The 21,794-nt window shown below is 59.5% G+C and carries 17 protein-coding genes and 2 pseudogenes; 15 read left to right on the forward strand and 4 right to left on the reverse strand.

Translation table 11 applies throughout. From position 1 onward, the window contains the following. From AC1DY9_RS05920 to AC1DY9_RS05965, 10 genes and pseudogenes are all read left to right on the forward strand, one after another. Positions 1-1,942, forward strand: a pseudogene (locus tag AC1DY9_RS05920) (hypothetical protein); the annotation flags it as partial. After that, the gene (locus AC1DY9_RS05925) at positions 1,939-2,340 is read left to right on the forward strand and encodes a hypothetical protein (protein WP_457279757.1); all 402 of its coding nucleotides are present in this window, start codon (positions 1,939-1,941) and stop codon (positions 2,338-2,340) included. The pseudogene AC1DY9_RS05920 and the gene AC1DY9_RS05925, both read left to right, overlap by 4 nt. Before the next feature lie 125 nt (positions 2,341-2,465). Then, positions 2,466-2,618, forward strand: a pseudogene (locus tag AC1DY9_RS05930) (hemagglutinin repeat-containing protein); the annotation flags it as partial. 186 nt (positions 2,619-2,804) lie between these two features. Beyond that, a complete protein-coding gene (locus AC1DY9_RS05935) occupies positions 2,805-5,627 on the forward strand; it encodes a hemagglutinin repeat-containing protein (RefSeq protein ID WP_477666385.1) in 2,823 nt (940 codons plus the stop codon). Continuing rightward, positions 5,624-5,980 carry an immunity 8 family protein gene (locus AC1DY9_RS05940; RefSeq protein ID WP_457279755.1) on the forward strand — a complete coding sequence of 119 codons (357 nt, stop codon included), beginning with the start codon at positions 5,624-5,626 and terminating at the stop codon, positions 5,978-5,980. Before AC1DY9_RS05935 ends, AC1DY9_RS05940 begins: the two co-directional genes overlap by 4 nt. Positions 5,981-6,291: 311 nt before the next feature. Further along, positions 6,292-6,630: a hypothetical protein gene (locus AC1DY9_RS05945; protein ID WP_457279754.1), complete on the forward strand. Its 339-nt coding sequence runs from the start codon at positions 6,292-6,294 to the stop codon at positions 6,628-6,630. Between the two features lie 1,024 nt (positions 6,631-7,654). Next, positions 7,655-8,158: a hemagglutinin repeat-containing protein gene (locus AC1DY9_RS05950; RefSeq protein ID WP_457279812.1), complete on the forward strand. Its 504-nt coding sequence runs from the start codon at positions 7,655-7,657 to the stop codon at positions 8,156-8,158. A 61-nt stretch (positions 8,159-8,219) separates the two neighbouring features. Beyond that, positions 8,220-9,722, forward strand: coding sequence for an ATPase domain-containing protein (locus AC1DY9_RS05955; RefSeq protein WP_457279753.1), 1,503 nt, complete (start codon positions 8,220-8,222; stop codon positions 9,720-9,722). Next, positions 9,723-11,216: a hybrid sensor histidine kinase/response regulator gene (locus tag AC1DY9_RS05960; protein ID WP_477666043.1), complete on the forward strand. Its 1,494-nt coding sequence runs from the start codon at positions 9,723-9,725 to the stop codon at positions 11,214-11,216. A gap of 415 nt (positions 11,217-11,631) precedes the next feature. Then, a complete protein-coding gene (locus AC1DY9_RS05965) occupies positions 11,632-11,835 on the forward strand; it encodes a hypothetical protein (RefSeq protein ID WP_457279750.1) in 204 nt (67 codons plus the stop codon). A gap of 233 nt (positions 11,836-12,068) precedes the next feature. Here AC1DY9_RS05965 and metK read toward each other — a convergent pair whose 3' ends face one another. Continuing rightward, a complete protein-coding gene (gene metK / locus AC1DY9_RS05970; RefSeq protein WP_457279749.1) occupies positions 12,069-13,250 on the reverse strand; it encodes a methionine adenosyltransferase in 1,182 nt (393 codons plus the stop codon). A 176-nt stretch (positions 13,251-13,426) separates the two neighbouring features. Between metK and AC1DY9_RS05975 the strand changes: the two genes are divergently transcribed. After that, on the forward strand, positions 13,427-14,287 hold the full coding sequence (locus tag AC1DY9_RS05975) for a lysophospholipid acyltransferase family protein (RefSeq protein WP_457279748.1): 861 nt from the start codon (positions 13,427-13,429) through the stop codon (positions 14,285-14,287). Beyond that, complete coding sequence (locus AC1DY9_RS05980; RefSeq protein WP_457279747.1) at positions 14,284-15,180, forward strand: lysophospholipid acyltransferase family protein; 897 nt, start codon at positions 14,284-14,286, stop codon at positions 15,178-15,180. Before AC1DY9_RS05975 ends, AC1DY9_RS05980 begins: the two co-directional genes overlap by 4 nt. 87 nt (positions 15,181-15,267) lie before the next feature. Here the strand turns inward: AC1DY9_RS05980 and AC1DY9_RS05985 are convergent, their stop codons facing one another. Together AC1DY9_RS05985 and yihA are read right to left on the reverse strand one after the other, a co-directional pair. Beyond that, positions 15,268-16,179, reverse strand: a complete 912-nt coding sequence (locus AC1DY9_RS05985) for an alpha/beta fold hydrolase (protein WP_477666044.1) — start codon at positions 16,177-16,179, stop codon at positions 15,268-15,270. A gap of 87 nt (positions 16,180-16,266) precedes the next feature. Next, positions 16,267-17,007 carry a ribosome biogenesis GTP-binding protein YihA/YsxC gene (gene yihA, locus AC1DY9_RS05990; protein WP_457279745.1) on the reverse strand — a complete coding sequence of 247 codons (741 nt, stop codon included), beginning with the start codon at positions 17,005-17,007 and terminating at the stop codon, positions 16,267-16,269. 209 nt (positions 17,008-17,216) lie between these two features. Here yihA and AC1DY9_RS05995 point away from each other — a divergent pair, with 209 nt between their 5' ends. Then, the gene (locus AC1DY9_RS05995) at positions 17,217-17,888 is read left to right on the forward strand and encodes a c-type cytochrome (RefSeq protein WP_457279744.1); all 672 of its coding nucleotides are present in this window, start codon (positions 17,217-17,219) and stop codon (positions 17,886-17,888) included. Here AC1DY9_RS05995 and AC1DY9_RS06000 read toward each other — a convergent pair. After that, positions 17,885-18,085: a hypothetical protein gene (locus AC1DY9_RS06000; RefSeq protein WP_477666045.1), complete on the reverse strand. Its 201-nt coding sequence runs from the start codon at positions 18,083-18,085 to the stop codon at positions 17,885-17,887. The two genes, AC1DY9_RS05995 and AC1DY9_RS06000, sit on opposite strands and share 4 nt — an antisense overlap. Positions 18,086-18,087: 2 nt before the next feature. On the opposite strand from AC1DY9_RS06000, the gene AC1DY9_RS06005 reads away from it, so the two are divergent. Together AC1DY9_RS06005 and ccsB are read left to right on the forward strand one after the other, a co-directional pair. Next, positions 18,088-20,307 carry a cytochrome c biogenesis protein ResB gene (locus tag AC1DY9_RS06005; protein ID WP_457279743.1) on the forward strand — a complete coding sequence of 740 codons (2,220 nt, stop codon included), beginning with the start codon at positions 18,088-18,090 and terminating at the stop codon, positions 20,305-20,307. After that, positions 20,304-21,704, forward strand: a complete 1,401-nt coding sequence (gene ccsB, locus AC1DY9_RS06010) for a c-type cytochrome biogenesis protein CcsB (RefSeq protein ID WP_457279742.1) — start codon at positions 20,304-20,306, stop codon at positions 21,702-21,704. Before AC1DY9_RS06005 ends, ccsB begins: the two co-directional genes overlap by 4 nt. The last annotated feature ends 90 nt before the right edge of the window (positions 21,705-21,794 follow it).

Genomic DNA, 21,794 nt, shown 5'->3' on the forward strand with positions numbered 1-21,794 from the left:
GCAACACAGCCCTGCTGGGCAGCGTCATCGCCAGCGACAACCAGCCCTGCTGGGCAGCGTCATCGCCAGCGACAACCAGGCGGTCAACGCCCAGAAGAACAGCTTCAAGACCGGCGGCACGCTAAGCATCAGCGACATCCAGAACACCGCCAGCTACAAGGGCGAGTCAATCGGCATCAGCTTTGGCGGCGGCGCCACCGCCAAGACTGCCGGCATCAACGGCCTGGGCATAGGCATCGGCTCAGACAAGGGCGATGCCAGCAGTACCAGCAGCGCAGGTATCAGCGGTATTGCCGGCAATACCGCCGTCAGGAGCACGGATGCCGAGACCGGCCTTAAACCCATCTTTGACGCAGCCCGGGTACAGGCCGAGATCAATGCGCAGGTGCAAATTACGCAGGCGTTTACACGCGAAGCGCCCAAAGCGGCTGCCAGCTTTGCCGACAGCCAGGCCAAGAGCCTGCGAGATCAGATCAAGGAAACCATGACGCCGTCAGAAAAGACGGCCCTGATTCAGGAAGCCGAGAAGTGGGGAGAAGGCGGCATCTACCGGATCGCCCTTCACACGGCAGTAGGCGCGTTGGGCGGCGGCATGGACGGCGCCTTGGGCGCGGCTACCAGCGCCAGTTCAGCCAACCTGATGAACGCGTTCCAGGACAACCTGCAGTTAGGCCTGCAAACGGCAGGCTTGGGTGACGGCGTCTCCAAGAGCATTGCTCAAGTCGTTGCCGGGCTGACGGCCGCAGGCATTGGCGCTGCTGTGGGCGGAACTCAAGGGGCGGCCACTGCCTGGACTGTGGATGCCAACAATCGGCAGTTGCACTATACCGAGACCCAAAAGCTAGATGCAGCAAAAAGAGGAAAAACCACAGAGGAGAAACGCCGACTGGACGCCGCAGCGTGCGCACTTACCCGGTGTGCCGACGGCATTCCTGATAGTGACCCAAACTGGATCAAGCTCAACGACATGCAGCGAGTGGGTGAAACATACGCGGCGGAAAAAGCGATTCTCCAAAAAACAGGGGAGTTTATTTACACCAATCTTGACGGAATAAGAGATGGGCTGACACGAAATGGCGAAGTGGTTACACGCGTGGGAGGCGCGGTTAACCTCGGCGCTGGCGCCATCGGCACAGTTGGCGGCGGTGTGATTGCAGCGGGTGGTGCAGCATCATGCATTGAAACTTTGGGACTTGGCTGTGTAGCCGTCCCCATCGGGATTGGCATCGCTGGGGCGTCCAACCTCCAGATGCAGCAAGGGAATGCGGCAGCCTTTGGTGCCTACCGCTCAAACGAAGGTCAGCGTGTTCTGGACTCTTTCAACCTGGAAACATATCCTGGCGAGCGTGATCCGCTCATGCTCCTTGGAATTGATGCCGCCAAGTTCGGGCTCGCGTATCTGGGAGGAAAATATATTCCAAAGGCACTAGCCAAGGCCGAAGGAATAAGCGCAAGTCCGGGGGGGAGCATTGTTGGTGAAGTTGTCGCAACAACAAAACCACTAGCACTGCCGGCCCCAAAACCGGGTGAAGTGATTCCAAATGCAATGAGTGCGGAAGAAATTTCTCAGGCAGCCGATATCGTTGCATACAAGGGCGGAAGATTTGTGGGACAGCTGAGCCACAATACCCCGGGAATTGATGGCTGGTTAAATGGTGTCCCTGTTAGCCTAAAGGAAGTAACAGGAAATGGCATGACAGCAGTGCAGCGAAATATCGTTGATGGAACTAAGCAAATGGTTAACGCAAAGCAAATTGGCGATATGTACGTAGATGCCACCAAGACTGGCATATCAGTTCAAGACGTCACAAGCTGGGTCAAACCGGGGTCACCTGTCTCCAACATCCTGAACGAAGGTACCGTGGGCAACATCAATATTAAAACCATAAATGGATGGATAACATTGACTCGTTCTACGCTGACGACTAAGGGCACGCCATGAAAAGTTCTTTTGTCCAGATGGATGCCAATCCAACACAGGACGAATTAACGAGCGCCATAAAAAATGGCTTCTCCCGTTTCAAACAAAAGACGCCAACCTTGACGATGGAACTGGTTGGGCCAATTCACCGAGATCCTTATGTAAAGGGCGCGGCTGAAAATGAATGGTGCTGGGTTTCAATTTCTGAGCAGCCTATTGATGAAAGAATTCCCGACGCCAAGAAATACATGGGATCGGTGAGTACCCGAGGAGATGATTTATTTGCTGCTCTGGTGACTTATTCGCTGTGCAAAGAATTTGGCGATTCTGTTGATGACAATGCTGGTTACCTTGAGGCCGGAAAAGAGTTCACCCTTGCTGAGCTTGAGGCCGCGTTGCAAGCCAAGCTACGCGTTTGATGATTGATTCCCATAGCGACTTAAACCATTTAGACAGGTAATTTTCCAGCCGCCCTTGATCAGCTTGTATCAACTTTGAGGGTCAAGAAAATGCGGGACTCGGATAGGAATTCACCCTCGCCTCCGGCCAAGACATCAAGGTCCAGGGCTCCAGCGTGATTGGCGACACCGGCACCACCCTGGCCGCCGGCCGCAACATCGCCATCGAAGCGGCCACCAACACCAGCAGAAGCACGTCTTTCTTTGAGAAGAAGGAGTCGGGATTCTTCCAGGAAGGCCTGTCTTACAACGCCAGTGAGCAGTCCAACGACAGGCAGGGCCGCAACACCACCGCAGCGGCCAGCACCGTGGGCGCCCTGCAAGGCAACGTGGTCGCCGTGGCCAACAACAACTACCGCCAGGTCGGCAGCGACGTGATCTCACCGCAAGGCAATATCACCATCAGCGCCGCCAAGGTGGACATCGTGGAAGCCCGCGAGACCAGCCGCAGCACCACGGAAGATAGAACCTCCCAAAGCGGCTTTGGCGTCACCTTCAGCAACCCCGTGCTGTCGGCCATCGAAAGCGTGCAGCAAAGCGCCCAGGCCATCAGCAACGCCAGCAAGGTCAAGGACTCGCGCATACAGGCACTGGCCGCAGCCAGCACGGCACTCACGGCGTACAACACCTACAACCAGGTCGCAGCCCTGGTGAAGGACCCGGCCGCAGCAGCCAGCATCGGCGTAAACCTGAGCATCGGCTCCAGCAAGAGCCAGAGCAACACAGAGAACACCAGCAACACGGCCGTGGGCTCCAATGTTGCCGCTGGGGGCGACATCACCATCGCGGCCACTGGTGCAGGCTTGGACAGCAACCTCACGGTGCAAGGCAGCCGCATCAACGCCGGCGGTAGCGCCAGCCTCATGGCAGACAACCAGGTCAACCTGCTCGCCGCCATCAACACCGCCAGCGAGCGCAACAGCAACAGCAACTCGGGCGCCAGCCTGGGCATCGGCTTCAGCGTGGGCGCCAAAAGCGGCTTCAGCCTGAACGCCAGCGTCTCCAGCGGCAAGGGCGAAGGCAACGGCGACGAGATCCGCTACACCAACACCCAGGTGCAGGCCGGCAACACGCTGGTGATCGCCTCGGGCGGCGACACCAACCTCATAGGCGCGGTCGCAGCTGCCAAACAGGTCACCGTGCAAACCGGCGGCGACCTCATCATCCAGAGCCTGCAAGACCAGTCCGTCTACAAAGAAACGCAAAGCAGCGCCGGTGCTGGGGTGAGCCTGTGCATACCGCCCTTCTGCTATGGCTCCAGCAGCGGTAGCGTAAGCGGAGGCAAAAGCAACATCGACAGCAACTACCAAAGCGTTGGCGAGCAAAGCGCGATTCGCGCGGGCGATGGCGGCTTTAACGTTGCCGTGGGCGGTAACACGACCCTGGCTGGCGGGCAGATCACCAGCACCCAAAAGGCTGTGGACGACGGCAAGAACAGTTTCCAGGCCGGCGGTGTGTTGACGCTCACCGACATCCAGAACGTTGCCAGTTATGAAGGCAGCGGCTACCAACTGGGAGCGGGGCTGAGCGGAACCCTCGGCGACCAAAGCAGCCCAGGGGCGATAGCTGACATGCGTGACCGCGGCATGACCGATGCACAAATCGAACGGGCCAGCCACACCGTAACCCGCCCGGGCGGAGGCGCCGGTTATGGGCAGACCAGCGGCGACGCCAGCAGCACCACCACGGCAGGGATCAGCGGCATTGCAGGCAACACGGGCGCCCGAACCGGTGACGCTGAAACCAGCCTCAAGCCGATCTTTGATAGGGACAAGGTCAGGGCGAATATTGATGCGCAGATCGCTATTACTGCGGCGTTTGGGCGGTCTGCCAGCACGGCTTGGGGCGACTACGCGAATCAGCAACAAGCTGGCGCACCGGATGCCAAATCCGCCGCCTGTTGGGCTGAAGGGGGCGCCTGCCGGGTTGCCGGCCATATCCTGATCGGCGGATTGGGTGGCGGCGTAGGCGGCGCTGCAGGCGCCGGCGCCGCGGCACTTGCAGCAGACGAGATTAACAAGCTCACAGAGGACCTGCCCCCGGTCCTTAAAAACCTTGTGGGCGCGGGCATTGCCGCCAGTATTGGCGCAGCGGCAGGTGGTTTGACAGGGGCAGCTGCTGCGTTTAACGAAGACACCAACAACAGGCAGCTCAACCCCAACCAGATCAGCCGCATCCAGCAGCTGGCCAATGGCAGCAATGCGGCTGTGGCACGCCTGACAATAGCCGCTTGTGCGATTCGCCGGTGCGCAGATGGCGTGCCACCCACCGATGCCAATTACCGCTTGCTGTCGGATATGCAAGCGGCTGGCGCCACCGACGAATATGCTGCCGAGCGAAGCACCTTGGCCCAACAAACCTACAGAGTCGGCACCAACCCAAGTAATCAGACGTCACCGCTCAAGTTGTTCAACGACTACAACGCCTCGGACAGCGCGGTGGATGCGTTTACCAGCAGCAACGGCGGCATTCGTACCATGGGACTGCTGCAGGCGCTGGGCGGGGCCGGGATGATAGCCGCGGGCACAGGCGCTTGTACGACCGGGTTTGGCTGCTTCCTGGGTGGTGCGGGTGCGACCTTTGGGTGGGATCAGGTCGTAACAGGTAGCAATACCGCCGCAACAGGGCAGCCTACGCTTACGATGGGAGAGCAAGTTCTGCAAGGCATGGGCCTGAGCCCGCAAGCTGCTGCGCTGACTTATGCAGCACTGGGACTTTCGCCGGCTGCGGTGGAAGGTATATTGCTGAATCGGACCGTTAATGCACAGGCGGCGGCCTATGCGGCGGCCAGAAATACGTATGCTACAAATGGGGCAAGTGGGGGAACGGCAGTAGCAGGAGAAATTGCAACCCCGGTGACTTCTGGCGGGACGGCGAATGTGGTGACCGTGCCAGGACTGAAAGGGCAGCTGGCCGCCGAAAATCTTGCCAACATTGCGGCGCAGGATGCGAGACTTGCGAAAGCGGCGAGCGGCAGTGGAGTGCCAAATCCGAATTTCTCCGTCGGAAGCGGTACGGCGACCGAAGCGAATAGCTTGGGGCAGATATGGGTAGGTGATGGAGCGCGACCATTGAACGGTGTACCCGGCGGATTGATCAGCGCTGACGGTACGCGAGTCTTTAGGCCTCCGACTGCAAAGCCCAATGCACCTGCCGAGTTCAATCCGACCGGTGTCCAGGCCAACTTCCAGATGAGGGACCCGAATACAGGGGCTGTAATTTCCAACGGACACATGGTGATCAAATGAACAAACCCACTCTCAAAGGGATTGATTTCGGTGCAGAGGATCTCAACACCTACACCCCGCAAACACCAGACAACTTTTGCATGTGGCTGACCTTAGCGATCGGACCAGAGGGGATTGAAGGCAGTCATCTGTTCCAAGTTGGGATATGCACAAATTCGTGGCTTGCGCATCAGCTATCGATCAAGAGTGCATATGTTTTGCGGCACATGATCCTCGTTGAAAGTTTCGATTTTGAATTGATCAAGAAGACAGTTAGCGAGATTATTGAGAACGCTGAACGCCCTACTTGGGAGCAGTCAGTACCAATTCTTTCCAGATACTTTGCGTGGGAGTATGAGGACTACCAGTCGTAAAGGACGTTGTGTTGGATCTGAGATGATTTTGAAAGCCATTGAAACGGCTGAGGTGCAAAAGGTCATCTCCGTTTCAGCGCAACTCGGTCTAACAAACGCAAGAGTGTTGATTTCCATCACAACTTAAACCACTTAGACGAGTAATTTTCAGTCGACCTTGACCCGCTCGGGTCTGGCTTTGCAGTGCAAAAAGAGGCGGAACTCGGAAGTAAATTCACCCTTTGGTGACCAGTTGTTTCCCAAGCGCATGGAGCAAAATTTGATGGAAAGACTGGGTCAAGTAGCTGCGGAACGCAACACTCGGTAAATTTATGAAATTTTGGCAACTTCTAAGCATTGCTGGCGAAAAATTGGTTGCGGAAAAGGCCACAACAAATTCTTTATGGGCGCACTACGCCATCTGGATTGGCGACTTGCCTGCAATCGTCAACAGTCAAAATAGAGAAAAGTTGGACGCGAATTTAGATTTCGCTTTTGTTAGCTGCGTCCTATCAGAAGTTCAGCAAATTTGCTACTTCGGTAGTGACGGAATTTTGAGATCTTGGAGGTTTTCTCCTGAAGATAAGCCAGTGTCTCTGCTAAGTGTTTTTAACTCATACGGCGGTGACATATTGGAGGAGATCCTTGAGAAAGGAAGTGTAAAACCATAGAACCGCACAACTCCTTGCAGGCAGCCTGAGCCTGAACGCCGGCAACAACGTCAACCTCAGCGCAGGCCGGCAGACCAACAGCTTCGGCTTTGGCATGACCACCGCCGAGAGCGACCTCTTCAGCAGCTCCAGCACCAAAGAGCGCCGCAGCACTGATCAGGACAACCCCGTCGGCTGTTGATTTCCATCACAACTTGAACCACTTAGACAGGTAATTTTCAGTCGGCCTTGACCCGCTTGGGTCTGGCTTTGCCGTTCAAAAAGAGGTGGAACTCGGAGAGGAGTTCACCTTTTGATGACCCTTTGTTCCCCAAGGCGCATGGATCAAGATTAGATGGAAAGACTGGGTCAAGTAGCAGTGCAACTCAACATCATTACTGCCTATCCATTCCAATAAACAAGGAGCTTTAAATGCTGTGTCCTAGATGCGCGCAAGGCGATATAGCTAAAGCGCAGATAAAAAAAACTGGGCAAGATATATATGTGTGCCAAGAGTGTGAGGCCACATGGTTTTCCTCAGCTGATATAGGCGTAATGCCATTTGTAGATTTCGGCACGTACATGGAGAAGCTTGAACTATCACCGTTGTGGGATGAGCTAAAAATTCAGAAAAAAACATAGCCATAGAAATAGCTCGCATTTGAAACCGATTTTGTTGGGCAAATGGGGGAGTGGTGTTGAATTCCGTCGAAATCTGACCCACTTAGCGCAGTAATTTCCATCCAAAACTGACCCACGTAGGCACTACCCTGCTTGTTTTAAAAGCAGGGGTGTTGATTTCCATCACAACTTAAACCACTTGGACAGGTAATTTTCAGTCGGCCTTGACCCGCTTGGGTCTGGCTTCGCCGTTCAAAAAGAGGTGGAACTCGGAAAGGAGTTCACCTTTTGATGACCCTTTGTTCCTCAAAGCGCATGGATCAAGATTTGATGGAAAGACTGGGTCAACTAGCGGCGCAACTCAACAATCAAATAGGCCTCTAGCCTAGATGGGGCGTGCGCCAGCTGCTATAAATTCAATGGCATCACCAGCTACACCAACACCCAAGTCAAGGCTGGTGAAAAAGTCAGCCTGACCACGGGCGGAGACGCCACCCTGCAGGGTGCCGTGATCCGGGCCGAGCAGGTCAAGGCCGACATTGGCGGCAACCTCAACATCGCCTCATTGCAGGACAGCAGCACCTACACCAGCAGCCAGCAAAGCCTGGGCGGCTCACTGAGTGTGGGCGTCGGCAAGATCAGCGGCAGCATCAGCGCTTCCAGCAGCAATATCAACTCCAACTTCCAGAGCGTTGCCGAACAAAGCGGCATCAAGGCCGGAAGCGGCGGCTTCCAGGTCAGCGTGGCGGGCAACACTGCCAATGCCCAGGGTCCATCTTTTGGCGCCGACCGGAAAGGGCGTATTGCCACTGTGGCCTATTGTGGGACGGCGTCTTGTCCTACGCATAACGCAGATGCGGTAAACCGGGCATTTTTAAGCTGGCTGACTACCATTTATCCAGGTGTTACAAGCCGCTGTGTTCTTTAACGAGTGTTGCGGATTGTTCTTTCATTGCCAAGTCGGCTCACAAACCGCTTTTCCTGCAACCATGACTTCAAAGAACCCAACCGAGCTCCATTTTCTTTCCACCGGTATAGCCGGCCTGGACAATATTCTGGGCGGCGGCCTCATCAAAGACCGCATTTACCTGATCGAAGGTGAACCTGGCACCGGCAAGACCACCACCGGGCTGCAGTTTCTGGTCGAAGGCGCCCGGCGCGGTGAGTCGGTTGTCTACATCACGCTGGCCGAAACGGCCGCAGAACTGGGTGGTGTTGCCGAATCCCATGGCTGGGACATGGAGGGCATCCACATTCATGAGGTCCTTCCTTCCGAAAACCTGCTGACGCCGGAGGCCGAATACACCATGTTCCACCCCTCCGAGGTCGAGATGGGCACCACCACCCAAATGATCCTGTCTGTGATCGAGGAACGAAAACCGACCCGGGTGGTGATTGATTCCCTCTCCGAATTGCAATTGCTGGCCGATACGCCGCTGCGCTATCGCCGCCAGGTGCTGGCACTGAAGCAGTTTTTTGCCAGCCGTTCCTGCACCGTGATGCTGCTCGACGATCGCACCGCCGCCGGCATTGACCTTCAGGTGCGCTCCATTGCCCATGGCGTGATCACGCTGGACCAGTCCGTGAAGGACTACGGGGCCGAACGGCGCCGCGTGCGCGTGGTGAAGTACCGCGGCATCGCCTTTCGCGGCGGAATGCATGACTACGACATCCAGTACGGCGGCCTGTGCGTGTACCCGCGCCTGGTGGCGGCCGAGTCGCGCGTGATGGGCAGACGCGAGCAGCTCAAAAGCGGCCTCACCGAGCTCGACACCCTCCTTGGCGGCGGCCTGGAAGAGGGCACGAGCACCCTCATCGCCGGGCCTCCCGGTACCGGCAAGTCGTCGCTGGCGGCCCAGTTTGTCACTGCCGCGGCGCAGCGCGGGCAGACCAGCGCCATGTTCCTGTTTGAAGAAGCAGCCAACAATTTACTCAATCGCGCGGATGGCTTGGGGATGGAAATCCGCGAGCCCTATGAAGCGGGTGTGCTGAGCATTCAGCAGATCGACCCGGCCGAACTGTCCCCCGGGGAGTTCGCGTCGGTGGTGTGCCAGGCTGCCGACCGCGGCTGCAAAGTTGTCGTCATCGACAGCATCAACGGCTACCTCAATGCCATGCCGGATGAACGCTTCCTGACCACGCATTTGCACGAACTGCTGACGTACCTGGGCCAGCGTGGTGTGGTGACCATCCTGGTCGGCGTGCAGCAGGGCATGCTGGGCGGCCAGATGTCCACCGCGGTGGACGCCAGCTATCTGGCCGACAACGTGCTCATGCTGCGCTATTTCGAGCATGACGGCGAGGTCAAGCAGGCCGTATCGGTGTTCAAAAAGCGAGGCAGCCTCCACGAGCGCACCATCCGCGAATTCTCCATGTCCCGCAAGGGTATCCACGTAGGTGCGCCTCTGCGCGGCTTCCGCGGCATCCTGACGGGGGTGCCGGTTTATGTCGGTAACGATCCTGAAGTGGGTGGCGCCCGCGGAGCGAGATAGGTGGAGCGGCGAATCGTCATTTGTGCGCCTACAGGGCGGGACGCGGCGCTGACTGCCAAAGTGCTCCGGTCAGTGGGCATCCACAGCATTGTGTGCGCGAATACCGACGAGTTGATGACGCAATTGCCGCTGGGCGCCGGTGCCTTGTTGCTGGTGGAAGAAGTTGTCAGCGGTGTGGCCATGCGGCCACTGGCCGAATACGTGGCCTCACAGCCCACCTGGTCGGACATCCCCATCCTGCTTTTGACGCGTAGCGGCGCCGATTCGCTGGATGTGCAGCGGGCGGTCGAGCATCTGGGTAATGTGACGCTGGTGGAACGACCCGTGCGCACCATTGCCCTGATTACCGCCACCCGCTCGGCCGTGCGGGCACGCGAAAGGCAATACCAGGTGCGCGATGCCGACAAGCGCAAGGACGAGTTCCTGGCTACGCTCGCGCATGAACTGCGCAATCCGCTGGCGCCGATCCGCACGTCCATGGGCATCCTCAAGCATCTTTACCCGGATTCGGGCCAGATCACGCAGCTGCGCAATGTCGTGGACCGCCAGGTTGCTCACCTGACGCGATTGGTGGATGACCTGTTGGACGTGGCCCGCATCACCAGCGGCAAGGTCACCCTGAAAAGGGGGCAGATCACACTGCAATCAGTGATCAACCATGCGGTGGAGATTTCCGCTACCGCCATGGAAAGCAAGCAGCACCGGCTGGACGTGCAGGAGCCGGACGCACCGTATCTGCTGGATGCCGATCACGCACGCCTGGTGCAAAGCGTCGCCAACCTTCTGGTCAACGCCGCCAAGTTCACGCATCCAGGCGGGCATATCGTGCTGCGCGCGGAAGTCGAGGGGCCTGTGGTGACTTTCCGGGTCGCCGACAACGGGATCGGGCTTGAGGCGTCTTCTCTGGCAAAGATCTTTGACCTGTTTGCCCAGACGCCCGTGCCTGGCGAAGCGCCGACCGGCCTGGGGATCGGTCTGAGCCTGGCCAGGCAGTTTGCCGAGATGCACGGCGGCACTCTGCACGCCAACAGTGAAGGCCTGGGTCATGGCAGTGAGTTCGTCCTGGCGCTGCCGGTGGTTCTGGAGGGCGGGCAGCCTGCATCGCCTGTGCAAATGGCGGGCTCCGCCCGGTCCGGAAATGCCAAAAAAATCCTGGTGGTGGACGACAACGTGGATGCGGCCAATACCTTGGGCGCTTTGCTTGGCATGGACGGGTTTGCGGTGACAACGGCGTATGACGGTGTGGCCGCCGTTGCCGCAGCCAAGGCCCACAGGCCGGACGTTATCGTCATGGACATCGGAATGCCCGGCATGAACGGGTACGACGCAGCACGCTTGATCCGCCAGCAGCCTGCCGCTGAAACCATGGTCCTTATTGCACTTACTGGTTGGGGACAGACAACAGACAAAGCCCTTGCCAGTTTGGCCGGGTTTAACCATCACCTGGTCAAACCGGTGGATTACGAAAGCCTGATGTCCTGCCTCGTTGCCTGATGTGGGTAAAAAGCAGCGGCCGGAATGCCGGGAATTAAAGCTCAAACCAGGGAAGTGGCGCCTGATTCGAGCTTGTCCTACACGCATTTCCTATCCCGCTGACGCATCGTGGCCAAGCGTGAACCTACAGTCAAAACCCAGCCACTCAAAGCCTTCATTGGCGCCGCCATGTTTCTAGACAGCTTTCCCCTGCATGAACCAGGAATCCGGGCAACCCGGCCTGTGCGCGAAGTCGCCATGGAAACGGGGAAATCCCGCAGTGCCTGGCCGTTCATCGTTACCGGCAACGGTTTTGGTGTGTCGCACGCTGCCCGTGATTCCCGGGGCGGAATGCCCTCAATGTCGGCATCCGTATTTCCCGCCACGGATCCCGGCAGCTTTGTTACCTGACGTTCAGCGACACGAAGGACACAAGATGGGCCTGAAAAAACGTACCGATCCAAAGAGTGATCGTGACCGCAAGAACGGGTCAGCCGCACGGCCTGACGCCATATCTGCCGACGAATACGGCAGAGAGGGCACCAACAAGACCATCGCGCAGCCCAAAGCCGACAACGCGCCGTCCGAAGAGTTGGGCAATACCCCGCATGTCGGGAAAAGCCCCTACACGCGGGGTTGAATCGCGGGGTTGATCTTCTGGATTAGCGAGGGGGAGGGACCTCTTGGGTCCTTAACTTTGCAGCGCGAAGCAAGCCTGCGCTGAAAGCCGCACAAGCTCGCTTCGTTCGGGGCCTTACAGGCCTGCAGCCGCGCGAAGCGTAGCTGCTTTGTCCGTCTTTTGGTCTGCGTTCACATTCGCGATGCGAATATGAACTTCGCCCGCATACCGATACCGCGCTACGCGCGGCGGCCTTACAGGCCGGCTGCCGCCCGAAGGGCCGCAGCTTTATCGGTACGCTCCCACGTAAATTCTGGCTCGTCGCGGCCGAAGTGGCCGTAGGCTGCCGTCTTTTCGTAGATGGGGCGCAGCAGGTCCAGCATCTGGATGATGCCCTTGGGGCGCAGGTCAAAGTGTTCATTGACGAGAGCCGAGAGTTTTTCGTCGGAAATCACGCCGGTGCCTTCGGTGTAGACCGTGACGTTCATGGGGCGGGCTACGCCGATGGCGTAAGCCACCTGGATCTGGCACTGGCGTGCCAGGCCCGCGGCCACAATATTTTTGGCTACATAACGGGCTGCGTAGGCGGCTGAGCGGTCCACCTTGCTAGGGTCTTTGCCGCTGAACGCGCCGCCGCCGTGCGGGCAGGCGCCGCCGTAGGTGTCGACGATGATCTTGCGGCCGGTCAGGCCGCAGTCGCCCTGCGGGCCGCCGATAACGAAGCGGCCGGTCGGATTGATCAGGTACTTGGTGTCCTTGAGCCACTCTTTGGGCAGTACCGGCTTGATGATCTCTTCAATGATGGCTTCGGTGAACGAGGCCTTCATTTTGTGCGCGGTTTCGCTCTGGTCAGGGCTGTGCTGGGTTGACAGCACCACAGTGTCGATGCTGTGCGGTTTGCCGTCCACATAGCGCATGGTCACCTGGCTCTTGGCGTCGGGGCGCAGGAAAGGCAGGCGTCCGTCCTTGCGCAGCTGGGCCTGGCGCTCGACCAGGCGGTGTGCGTAGTAAATCGGCGCAGGCATCAGGTCCGGGGTTTCGTCGCAGGCATAGCCGAACATGAGGCCCTGGTCGCCGGCGCCGATGTTCAGGTGGTCGTCACTGGCATGGTCTACGCCCTGGGCGATGTCATTGGACTGCTTGTCGTAGCAGACCATGACTGCGCAGCCCTTGTAATCGATGCCGTATTCGGTGTTGTCGTAGCCGATGCGCTTGATGGTGTCGCGGGCGACCTGGATGTAGTCGACATGCGCGTTGGTGGTGATCTCGCCGGCCAGCACGACGAGGCCGGTGTTGGTCAGGGTTTCGGCGGCAACGCGGCTGCGCGGGTCCTGCTTGAAGATCGCGTCGAGGATTGCGTCGGAAATCTGGTCGGCGACCTTGTCGGGATGGCCTTCAGAGACGGATTCGGATGTAAAGAGAAAATCGTTCGCCATTGCGTACACTCCATGAAGTTTGTCGGCGCGTTGCCGGCTGGAATGCCTCGGCGAACGCTTTAGCAGTTTGGTTTAATGTCGCCCTGCAAGTAGTTCAGTAACTCGGCGACAGCTTGCATTATATGACGGCTGTTTTTTGGCCGGCGTAACCTTTCGATACCCCTTTCACCTGATTCATGCCCTGGTTGTTCCGCTTCTTTTCCCTCTGGCCGCTGGCCGCCCTGCATGCGCTGGGCGGCATGCTGGGCTGGCTGGTGTGGGGCTTGAGTCCGCGCTATCGCGCGCAGTTCAGGGCACATGTGGCCCAGGCCGGCCTCCCTTTTTCGCTGGCCCGGCCGGCGATTGCCGAGGCAGGACGTTTTATTGCCGAGCTGCCGAAACTGTGGATGCGGCCCGCCACTGAATCCTGCCTGGGCAATGTCCGTGTTGAAGGCCAGGTGCACGCGGAGCAGGCTTTTGCCGAAGGTCGTGGTGTGATTTTTTTCGGCCCCCATTGCGGCAGCTTTGAGCTGGGCCCGCAAGCATTGGCTGAGCTGTATGGGCCCATTACCGCAATTTACCGGCCCGCACGCAAGGCCTGGCTGGCCCGTCTGGAACGCCTGGCGCGTGACCGGGCTAACCTCACTGTCGTGCCCGCCTCCTTAAGCGGCATCCGCCTCATGCACAAAACCCTCAAGGCCAACCAGGCCGTAGCCTTGTTGACGGACCAAGTGCCGCCAGAGGGCCTGGGCGTGTGGGCGCCTTTTTTTGGCAAGCCGGCCTACACGATGACGCTGGCCGCGCGGCTGGCGTTGCAAAGCGGTGCGGTGCTGCTGCCCGTCAGTTGCGAGCGCCTGGCCCGCGGCAAAGGGTATTTCCTCAAGATATGGCCACCGGTGCAGGGGATGGACGCCTCTGATTCCGGCGCGCGCGCCGACCTGTTGCATGGGGTGACACAGATCAACCGGGCGATCGAAGCCATTGTGCTGAGCCAGCCGGGCCAGTATTTGTGGGGCTACGCACGCTACAAAACACCACGCAAGGAAACTCCCCTTTGAAGACTCCCCGTCAGTTGGCCAGCCGAGTCGTGACCCGCGGCGGCATTTTCTTTATGCGGGTGCTGGCGCTGCTGCCGCTTTCCTGGACGCGTGGCCTGGGCGTGCTGCTCGGCTGGATGTTGTATGCGGTGGTAGGCTCGCGCCGGCGCGTGGTGGCCACCAATTTCGCGCTGTGTTTCCCCGGTTATCCGGCCGCAGAACGGCGCCGCCTCACGGTGCTGACATTCGTCTTTTTTGCCCAGGCCTGGCTGGACCGCGCCTGGCTCTGGCATGCGCCCCAGGCCTGGGTGCAGCGGCGTGTTCAGGTGACGGGTGCCGTGCAGGAACTGGAGGGCAATGAGCCCACGGTGATATTCCTGCCGCATTTCGTCGGCCTGGATGCGGCATGGGCCGGTGTGGCGCTGCAGATGCCGCGGCCCTCGACCACCATTTACACCGACCAGTCGAACAAGCTGGTGGACCGCTGGATACTGCGGGGCCGGCGGCGTTTTGGCAACCTGCGGCTTTTTGGGCGGGGTGATGGCGTCAAGCCCATTGTGGCCGCGCTTCGGGAAGGGCAGCCGCTTTACCTGTTGCCCGACATGGACTTCGGCCCCGACGATTCAGTGTTCGTGCCTTTTTATGGCATACCCACCGCAACGGTCCCGTCTCTCTCGCGATTTGCACGCCTGGGCCGCGCCAAGGTGCTGCCCCTGTTGCCCCGGATCACTCCGACGGGCTATGAGGTGGAGGTGCTGCCTGCCTGGCCGGACTTCCCCAGCGATGACCCGGTGGCCGACACCGCGCGCATGAATGCGCAACTGCAGGACTACATCAACACCATGCCCGCCCAGTACTACTGGGTGCACAAGCGCTTTAAAACCCGGCCCGAAGGCGAGCCATCCCTGTATTGACGGCGGGCGGGTTGGGCCGAAATTTTAGGGAAATAGTCTTCCGGGCCAGGCGAAATCAGCGCGAACAGCTATTAAATCAATAGCAATTTAGCGCAAAAAATCCTCCAAGTGCGCCACCACCAATGCGGGCTGCTCGTGCACGATCCAGTGGGTTGCACCTTCGATGCGGCGTAAATCCATCTGCGGCACGTAGTCGCCCAGGCCTTCCAGCAGCGCGGGCGGCAAGGCTGTATCGTCCAGGGCCCAGAGCACCAGCGTCGGCAGGTGAACTTCCAGCATGTCCCGTGGAATGCTCACTGCCGCGGCGGCCGGGTCGTTGTGCGGCGGCCCGGGCCGCGGCGGTCGCAAGGGCGAAGCACGGTAGTAATTGCAGGGGCCTGTCAGGCCCTGGCGCCAGATTTCGCGGTATTGGTCCTTGACGGCTTCGGTCAGCCAGGCGTGCGGCCCATCGGCTGCGCCCATCTTGGTAAAAAAATCCCAGAGCCGCCGAAAATCGTCTTCAGCCAGCAATGCTTCAGCATCCGGGCGGATCAGGAAGTTCATGTAGGCACTGGCGGCTTGCTGTGCCGGTGAATGCTGCAGTTCGCGCAAAAAGGTGCCGGGATGCGGCGAGTTGATGATGGCCAGCTTTTTCATCAGCGCGGGGTGGCCCGCGGCCAGGTTCCAGGCCACCGCGCCGCCCCAGTCGTGGGCCACAAGGCAAGCTAGTTGGCCACCCTCCAGCGCAATCAGCGCTGCGATGTCCTGCACCAGGTGTTTGGGCCGGTAGGCTGCCACGTCCAGTGGTGCGCTGGAATGTTCAAATCCGCGCAGGTTGGGTGCCACACACCGAAAACCGCCGTTTTCGGGCCGCGCAAAATGCTCCAGCAAGCCGTCCCAGACAAAAGCGGCTTCCGGAAAGCCGTGCAGGAACATCAGGACAGGGCGGCCTTTTTCACCTGCAGTCCGGCAGGACAAGGTGATGCCGTGGGGCAATGCGTACAAGCGGGTGGCTATCATGTTGCTACTATTTTTATAGCTGCTTGCGCTCGTCCCTGTTGGGCTGGAGCCGGTATTTATCTGAAACCTCAGCGCTGGAGAGCTGTCTCAGTCATTGATCTCGGGCAGCTCTTCAGGCGCCGCTTTGGCAGGCTTTGCCGGTTTTTCGACCGATTTCTCTGCCGGATGGGCCCAGTCCCACAAATGCTGGGCCACTTCTTCGACACCGCGGCGCTTCAGCGAAGAGAAGAGTTTGACGTCTCCGCCGCCGGCCTGCAGTCGCACAATGGACAGCGCCTTGGCTGCTTCGGTCTTGTTGAGTTTGTCGGACTTGGTCAGCAGCACCAGGAACTTGAGGCCGTCTTCCACCCGTGGCCGGATCACGTCCAGCAGGATCTCGTCGAGCTCGGTCAGGCCCAGGCGCGGGTCGCACAGCAGCACCACGGCCTTGAGGTTGTCGCGCGTCTGCAGATAGTTGCCCATCACCTGCTGCCAGCGGTACTTGGCTTCCTTGGGCACGGCCGCATAGCCGTAGCCCGGCAGGTCGGCCAGCACGGCGTCCGTCACGCCCTGTTTGCCCAGGCTGAAGAGGTTGATGCTTTGGGTGCGGCCCGGCGTCTTGGAGGCAAATGCCAGCCGGTGTTGCTGCGTCAGCGTGTTGATGCAGGTGGATTTGCCGGCGTTGGAGCGGCCGACAAAGGCGATTTCAGGCACGTCGACACGGGGCAGGTGCTTGAGCTCGGGCGCTGTGGTCAGGAATTTGGCTGTGTGCAGCCAGCCCATCGCGATTTTGGGGTCGGGCGCGCCGGTTGCGGCTACAGGTTGTTTGGACGGAGAGGGTGAGGTCATGATCGGGCGGTCCCTGGAGATCGGTTGCACGCTACCGGCATGCGTTGGAGGGAGCAATGGCTTCGGGGACGGAACCCGGGAAGCGCTGAGGCGGTGCGGAGCTGCTGGCCCGTTGCCGCGGCAAGACCCGAATAATCGGGGGTGCCCTGAAGCCATTGTAAAATCAGAAAGTTATAAGTTTTGTGCGCCAACCAATTAAAACCCCCGATATGAAGCTGTTCGTTACTTCTCTCCTGGCCGCCTTGCTGGCCGTGCCTGCCGTGTCGTCTTATGCTGCCGGCGAAGCCGCACCTGCACACGGCGCCGCTTCGGCTCCCGCAGCAGCCCCGGCCAAGGTTGCCAAGCCTGATCTGGTCAAGGGCGAGGCCAGCTTCACCGCAGTTTGCGCCAGCTGCCACGGCGCCGACGGAAATTCCGGTACCCCTGCCAACCCCAAGCTGGCGCAGCAGCACCCCGAATACCTGGTCAAGCAGCTGCAGGAGTTCAAGGCCGGCAAGCGCAAGAACCCGATCATGCAAGGCTTTGCGGCGGCACTGTCTGAAGACGACATGAAAAACATCGCCTACTGGGCGACGTCCAAGAAAGCCAAAACCGGCTTTGCCAAAGACAAGGAACTGGTTGCTCTCGGCGAGCGGATCTACCGCGGCGGCGTGCAGGACCGCCAGATCGCAGCCTGCGCGGGCTGCCACAGCCCCACGGGCGCCGGCATTCCTTCCCAATATCCCCGCCTGAGCGGCCAGCATGCTGACTACACAGTGACGCAGTTGACGGCTTTCCGTGACGGCGGCCGAGGCAACAGCCTGCCCATGAGCCAGGTGGCTGCCAAGCTGAACGACCGTGAAATCCGCGCGCTGGCCGACTACATTGCCGGCCTGCGTTAAGCAAAGTACAGCAAAGGACTGGCAGGCGAGCGTTTTTTTTGCTGAAAGTACCCGCAGGCTGCCTGCAGTATTGAACCCAAGCCTCCAAAACCAATCACACCAAGGCGGGTCTTTCTGATGAAAGCCCGCCTTTTTTCTTTTTCCCTTCTTTTTCTGGTTCGCAGGCTTTCCTGAGCCAACCGCAGGTTCCATTTCAAGCATGACAGTTTCCACCGAGGGTATGAAGGTCAATTGGGGCTCCCGCAGCTGGCGGGCGGCGGTGGAGCTGCTGTCGTCCATGCGGTTTTCCATTTCGCTGCTGACGGTGATCTGCATCGCATCGATCATCGGCACGGTGCTCAAGCAGGCGGAGCCGCTGGGCAACTACGTGAACCAGTTCGGTCCGTTTTGGGCGCAGGTGTTCAGCCTGCTCAGCCTCAACACCGTGTATAGCGCCTGGTGGTTCCTGTTGATCCTGGCTTTTCTGGTGGTCTCTACTTCTTTGTGCATTGCGCGCAACGCCCCCAAGATCTTCGCGGACCTGAACCAGCTCAAGGAAAACGTCCGGGAGCAAAGCCTCAAGGCCTTTGGCCACCGTGCCGAGGCTGCATTGGCAGAGTCACCCGAAACGGCTGCGCGCCGCATTGGCCAGACGCTGGTGCAAAGCGGCTGGAAGGTGAAACTGCAGCAGCGCGCCGGCAACGGCTGGATGGTGGCGGCCAAAAAAGGCGCGGCCAACAAACTGGGCTACATCGCAGCGCACAGCGCCATCGTGCTGGTCTGCGTGGGCGGCCTGCTCGACGGCGACATGATCGTGCGCGCGCAGATGTGGCTGAACGGCAAGTCGATTTATGCCGGCGGCGGCCTGATTGCCGATGTGCCTGCCCAGCACCGGCTCAGCGACAAAAACCCGACGTTTCGCGCCAACCTGCTGGTGGCCGAAGGCACTCAGTCCAGCACCGCCATCCTGAACCAGCCGGGCGGCGTATTGCTGCAGGAACTGCCGTTTTCCATTGAGCTCAAGAAGTTCATCGTTGAGTATTACTCGACCGGCATGCCCAAGCTCTTTGCCAGCGACATCATCATCCACGACAAGGAAACCGGCGAAAAGATCCCGGCGCGGGTGGAGGTCAATCACCCGGCCAACCACCGCGGGATCGAGATTTACCAGTCGAGCTTCGACGACGGCGGCTCCAGCGTGACGCTCAAGGCCATTCCGATGGCCGCGGCCAGCAAGCCGTTTGAAATTCAGGGCACGATCGGCGGCTCCAGCGGCCTGACCAACGGGCAGGGCGATGGCGCCGAAAAGCTGACGCTGGAATACACCGCGCTGCGGGTCATCAACGTGGAAAATTTCGCGTCGGGCGGGAGCATGGGTTCCGGGGCCGATGTGCGCAAGGTCGACCTGCACCAGGCGATTGACACACGGCTTGGCGCGGCGAACAAGACCGTGACGCAAAAAGAGCTGCGCAACGTAGGCCCCAGCGTGAGCTACAAGCTGCGCGATGCATCCGGGCAGGCCCGTGAATTTCACAACTACATGCTGCCGGTCAAGACGGATCCGGCGGAAGACAGCCCGGCGGTCTACCTGATGGGCGTGCGCGAAACACCGTCCGCGCCTTTCCAGTACCTCCGGATCCCGGTGGATGCTGAAGGCGGCATGGAGACCTTTTTGCGGCTGCGCGCGGCGCTCGCCAATCCGGCGCAGCGTGAGCTGGCGGTCAGGCGCTACGCAAGCCAGGCCATTGGCCGGGAGCGGCCGGAGCTGACGCAGCAGCTTGCTGCGTCGACGTCGCGGGCACTGGCCCTTTTTGCCGGTGACGTTGCAGACGCAGCGGGCGCAGCGCAAGGCTCGACGGGCAAGCCCAAAACCGCTGCAGGCCTGCAGGCCATCTCTGATTTCATGGAGGCCAACGTGCCCGAGGCCGAGCGCAACCGCGCCGGCGAGGTGCTGATCCGTATCCTCAACGGCGCGTTGTTTGAGCTGACGCAGATGACCCGCGAGCAGGCCGGGCTCAAGCCGCTGGGCCAGGATGAAAAGACGCGGGCCTTTATGTCGCAAATGGTGCTGAGCCTGTCGGACGCCAATTTCTATCCCGCGCCCATGGCGTTTGAGCTGAAAGACTTCACCCAGGTCCAGGCCAGTGTGTTCCAGGTGGCGCGTGCACCGGGCAAGACCATCGTCTACCTGGGTTGCGCCTTCCTGATCCTGGGCGTGTTCGCCATGCTTTATGTGCGCGAACGCCGCGTCTGGGTCTGGCTGGCACCGCGCGGCGCAGGGGGCGGTCAGGCAGAAGATGGCAATGTTGCGGGTTCAATGCCAGAATCGGCCGAAGGCCACAGTCAGGCCACCATGGCCTTGTCGACCAACCGCAAGACCATGGACGGTGACAAGGAGTTTGAGATGTTGAAAACGAAACTGTTGCAGGCGCCTTTATGAATACCTCCACGATCAACCACACCGCGGTGAACACCACCACGCTGAAGGCCGGCGGCGACAGCACGCTGAGCCTGAACGAGGGCTATTTCGCCCGGCGCAATGTATTGGACTGGGTGTTTGCTGCGCTGGTCACCGGCGGCTTGCTGTATGCCTTCGCCCGCTACAGTGATTTCATGGATGTCTATGAAAAAGGCATCCTGTTCGCGGCCATTCCGGCGGCTATCGCCATGGGCTGGTTCTGGCGGCCGTTGCGGGTGCTGATGATGGTGGTCAGCGCCTTCGCGCTGCTGGGCATCGCGTCCTACCAGGGAGATCTGGCGCGCGCCGAACAGGTGTTCTGGCTCAAGTATTTCCTCTCCAGCCAGTCGGCCATTTTGTGGATGAGCGTGCTGTTCTTCATGAGCACGATTTTTTATTGGCTGGGCATGTTCGCAAGCGGCGCGACCAATGCGCAGGGCCATAGCAGCCATAGCGCCGTGCTCGAGTCGGTAGGTTCAAAAATTGCCTGGGCCGCCGTCAGCATGGCGTTGATCGGTACGCTGGTGCGCTGGTACGAAAGTTACCTGATAGGCGCAGATGTGGGACACATTCCGGTCAGCAACCTGTATGAAGTGTTCGTGCTTTTCTGCTGGCTGACCACCACCTTTTATCTCTATTTCGAAGCGCAGTACAACACGCGCACTTTAGGGGCGTTTGTCATGTTGGTGGTCAGCGCAGCCGTCGGTTTTCTGCTTTGGTACACCGTTGTGCGGGAAGCGCATGAGATCCAGCCGCTAGTGCCTGCGCTCAAAAGCTGGTGGATGAAATTGCATGTGCCGGCCAACTTTATCGGCTACGGGACTTTCGCACTCTCCGCGATGGTTGCGCTGACCATGTTGCTGAAAACCGCGACCAGCAAATCTCTGTGGATTGGCCTGGTTGCCTTGCCGACCGTCCTTGTTGTCTTGCCTTTGACGGCCGTGATGTTTTTCGGATCGGCTGAAATGGCTCCCGCCATGGGTAAGGCTCTGCGCATGGTCGTTCCCACCGTCATCTTCTTTGTGGCCGTCATTTGGGCGCGCAAGGCGATTAATGCGCACACACCGGATGCCGTCGTTATGGACGACCTGATGTACAAGGCCATCGCTGTAGGCTTTGCCTTCTTCACCATCGCCACGGTGCTAGGTGCCTTGTGGGCCGCCGAGGCCTGGGGCGGCTACTGGAGCTGGGACCCCAAAGAAACCTGGGCATTGATTGTCTGGCTCAACTACGCCGCCTGGCTGCACATGCGGCTGATGAAAGGGCTGCGCGGCACGGTCGCTGCCTGGTGGGCGCTGGTGGGGCTGGTCGTGACTTCCTTTGCCTTCCTGGGCGTCAACATGTTCCTCTCGGGCCTGCACAGCTACGGAACCTTGTAGCCGGCAGCAAGTCCTTGTAAGGTCGGGTTAATTCGCCGGCCGGGTTGAATCCCTGTAAGAAGTTGCTGCGTATTCAGACTAACCCTTAAA

This window comes from Polaromonas sp. P1_F6, assembly GCF_056405695.1.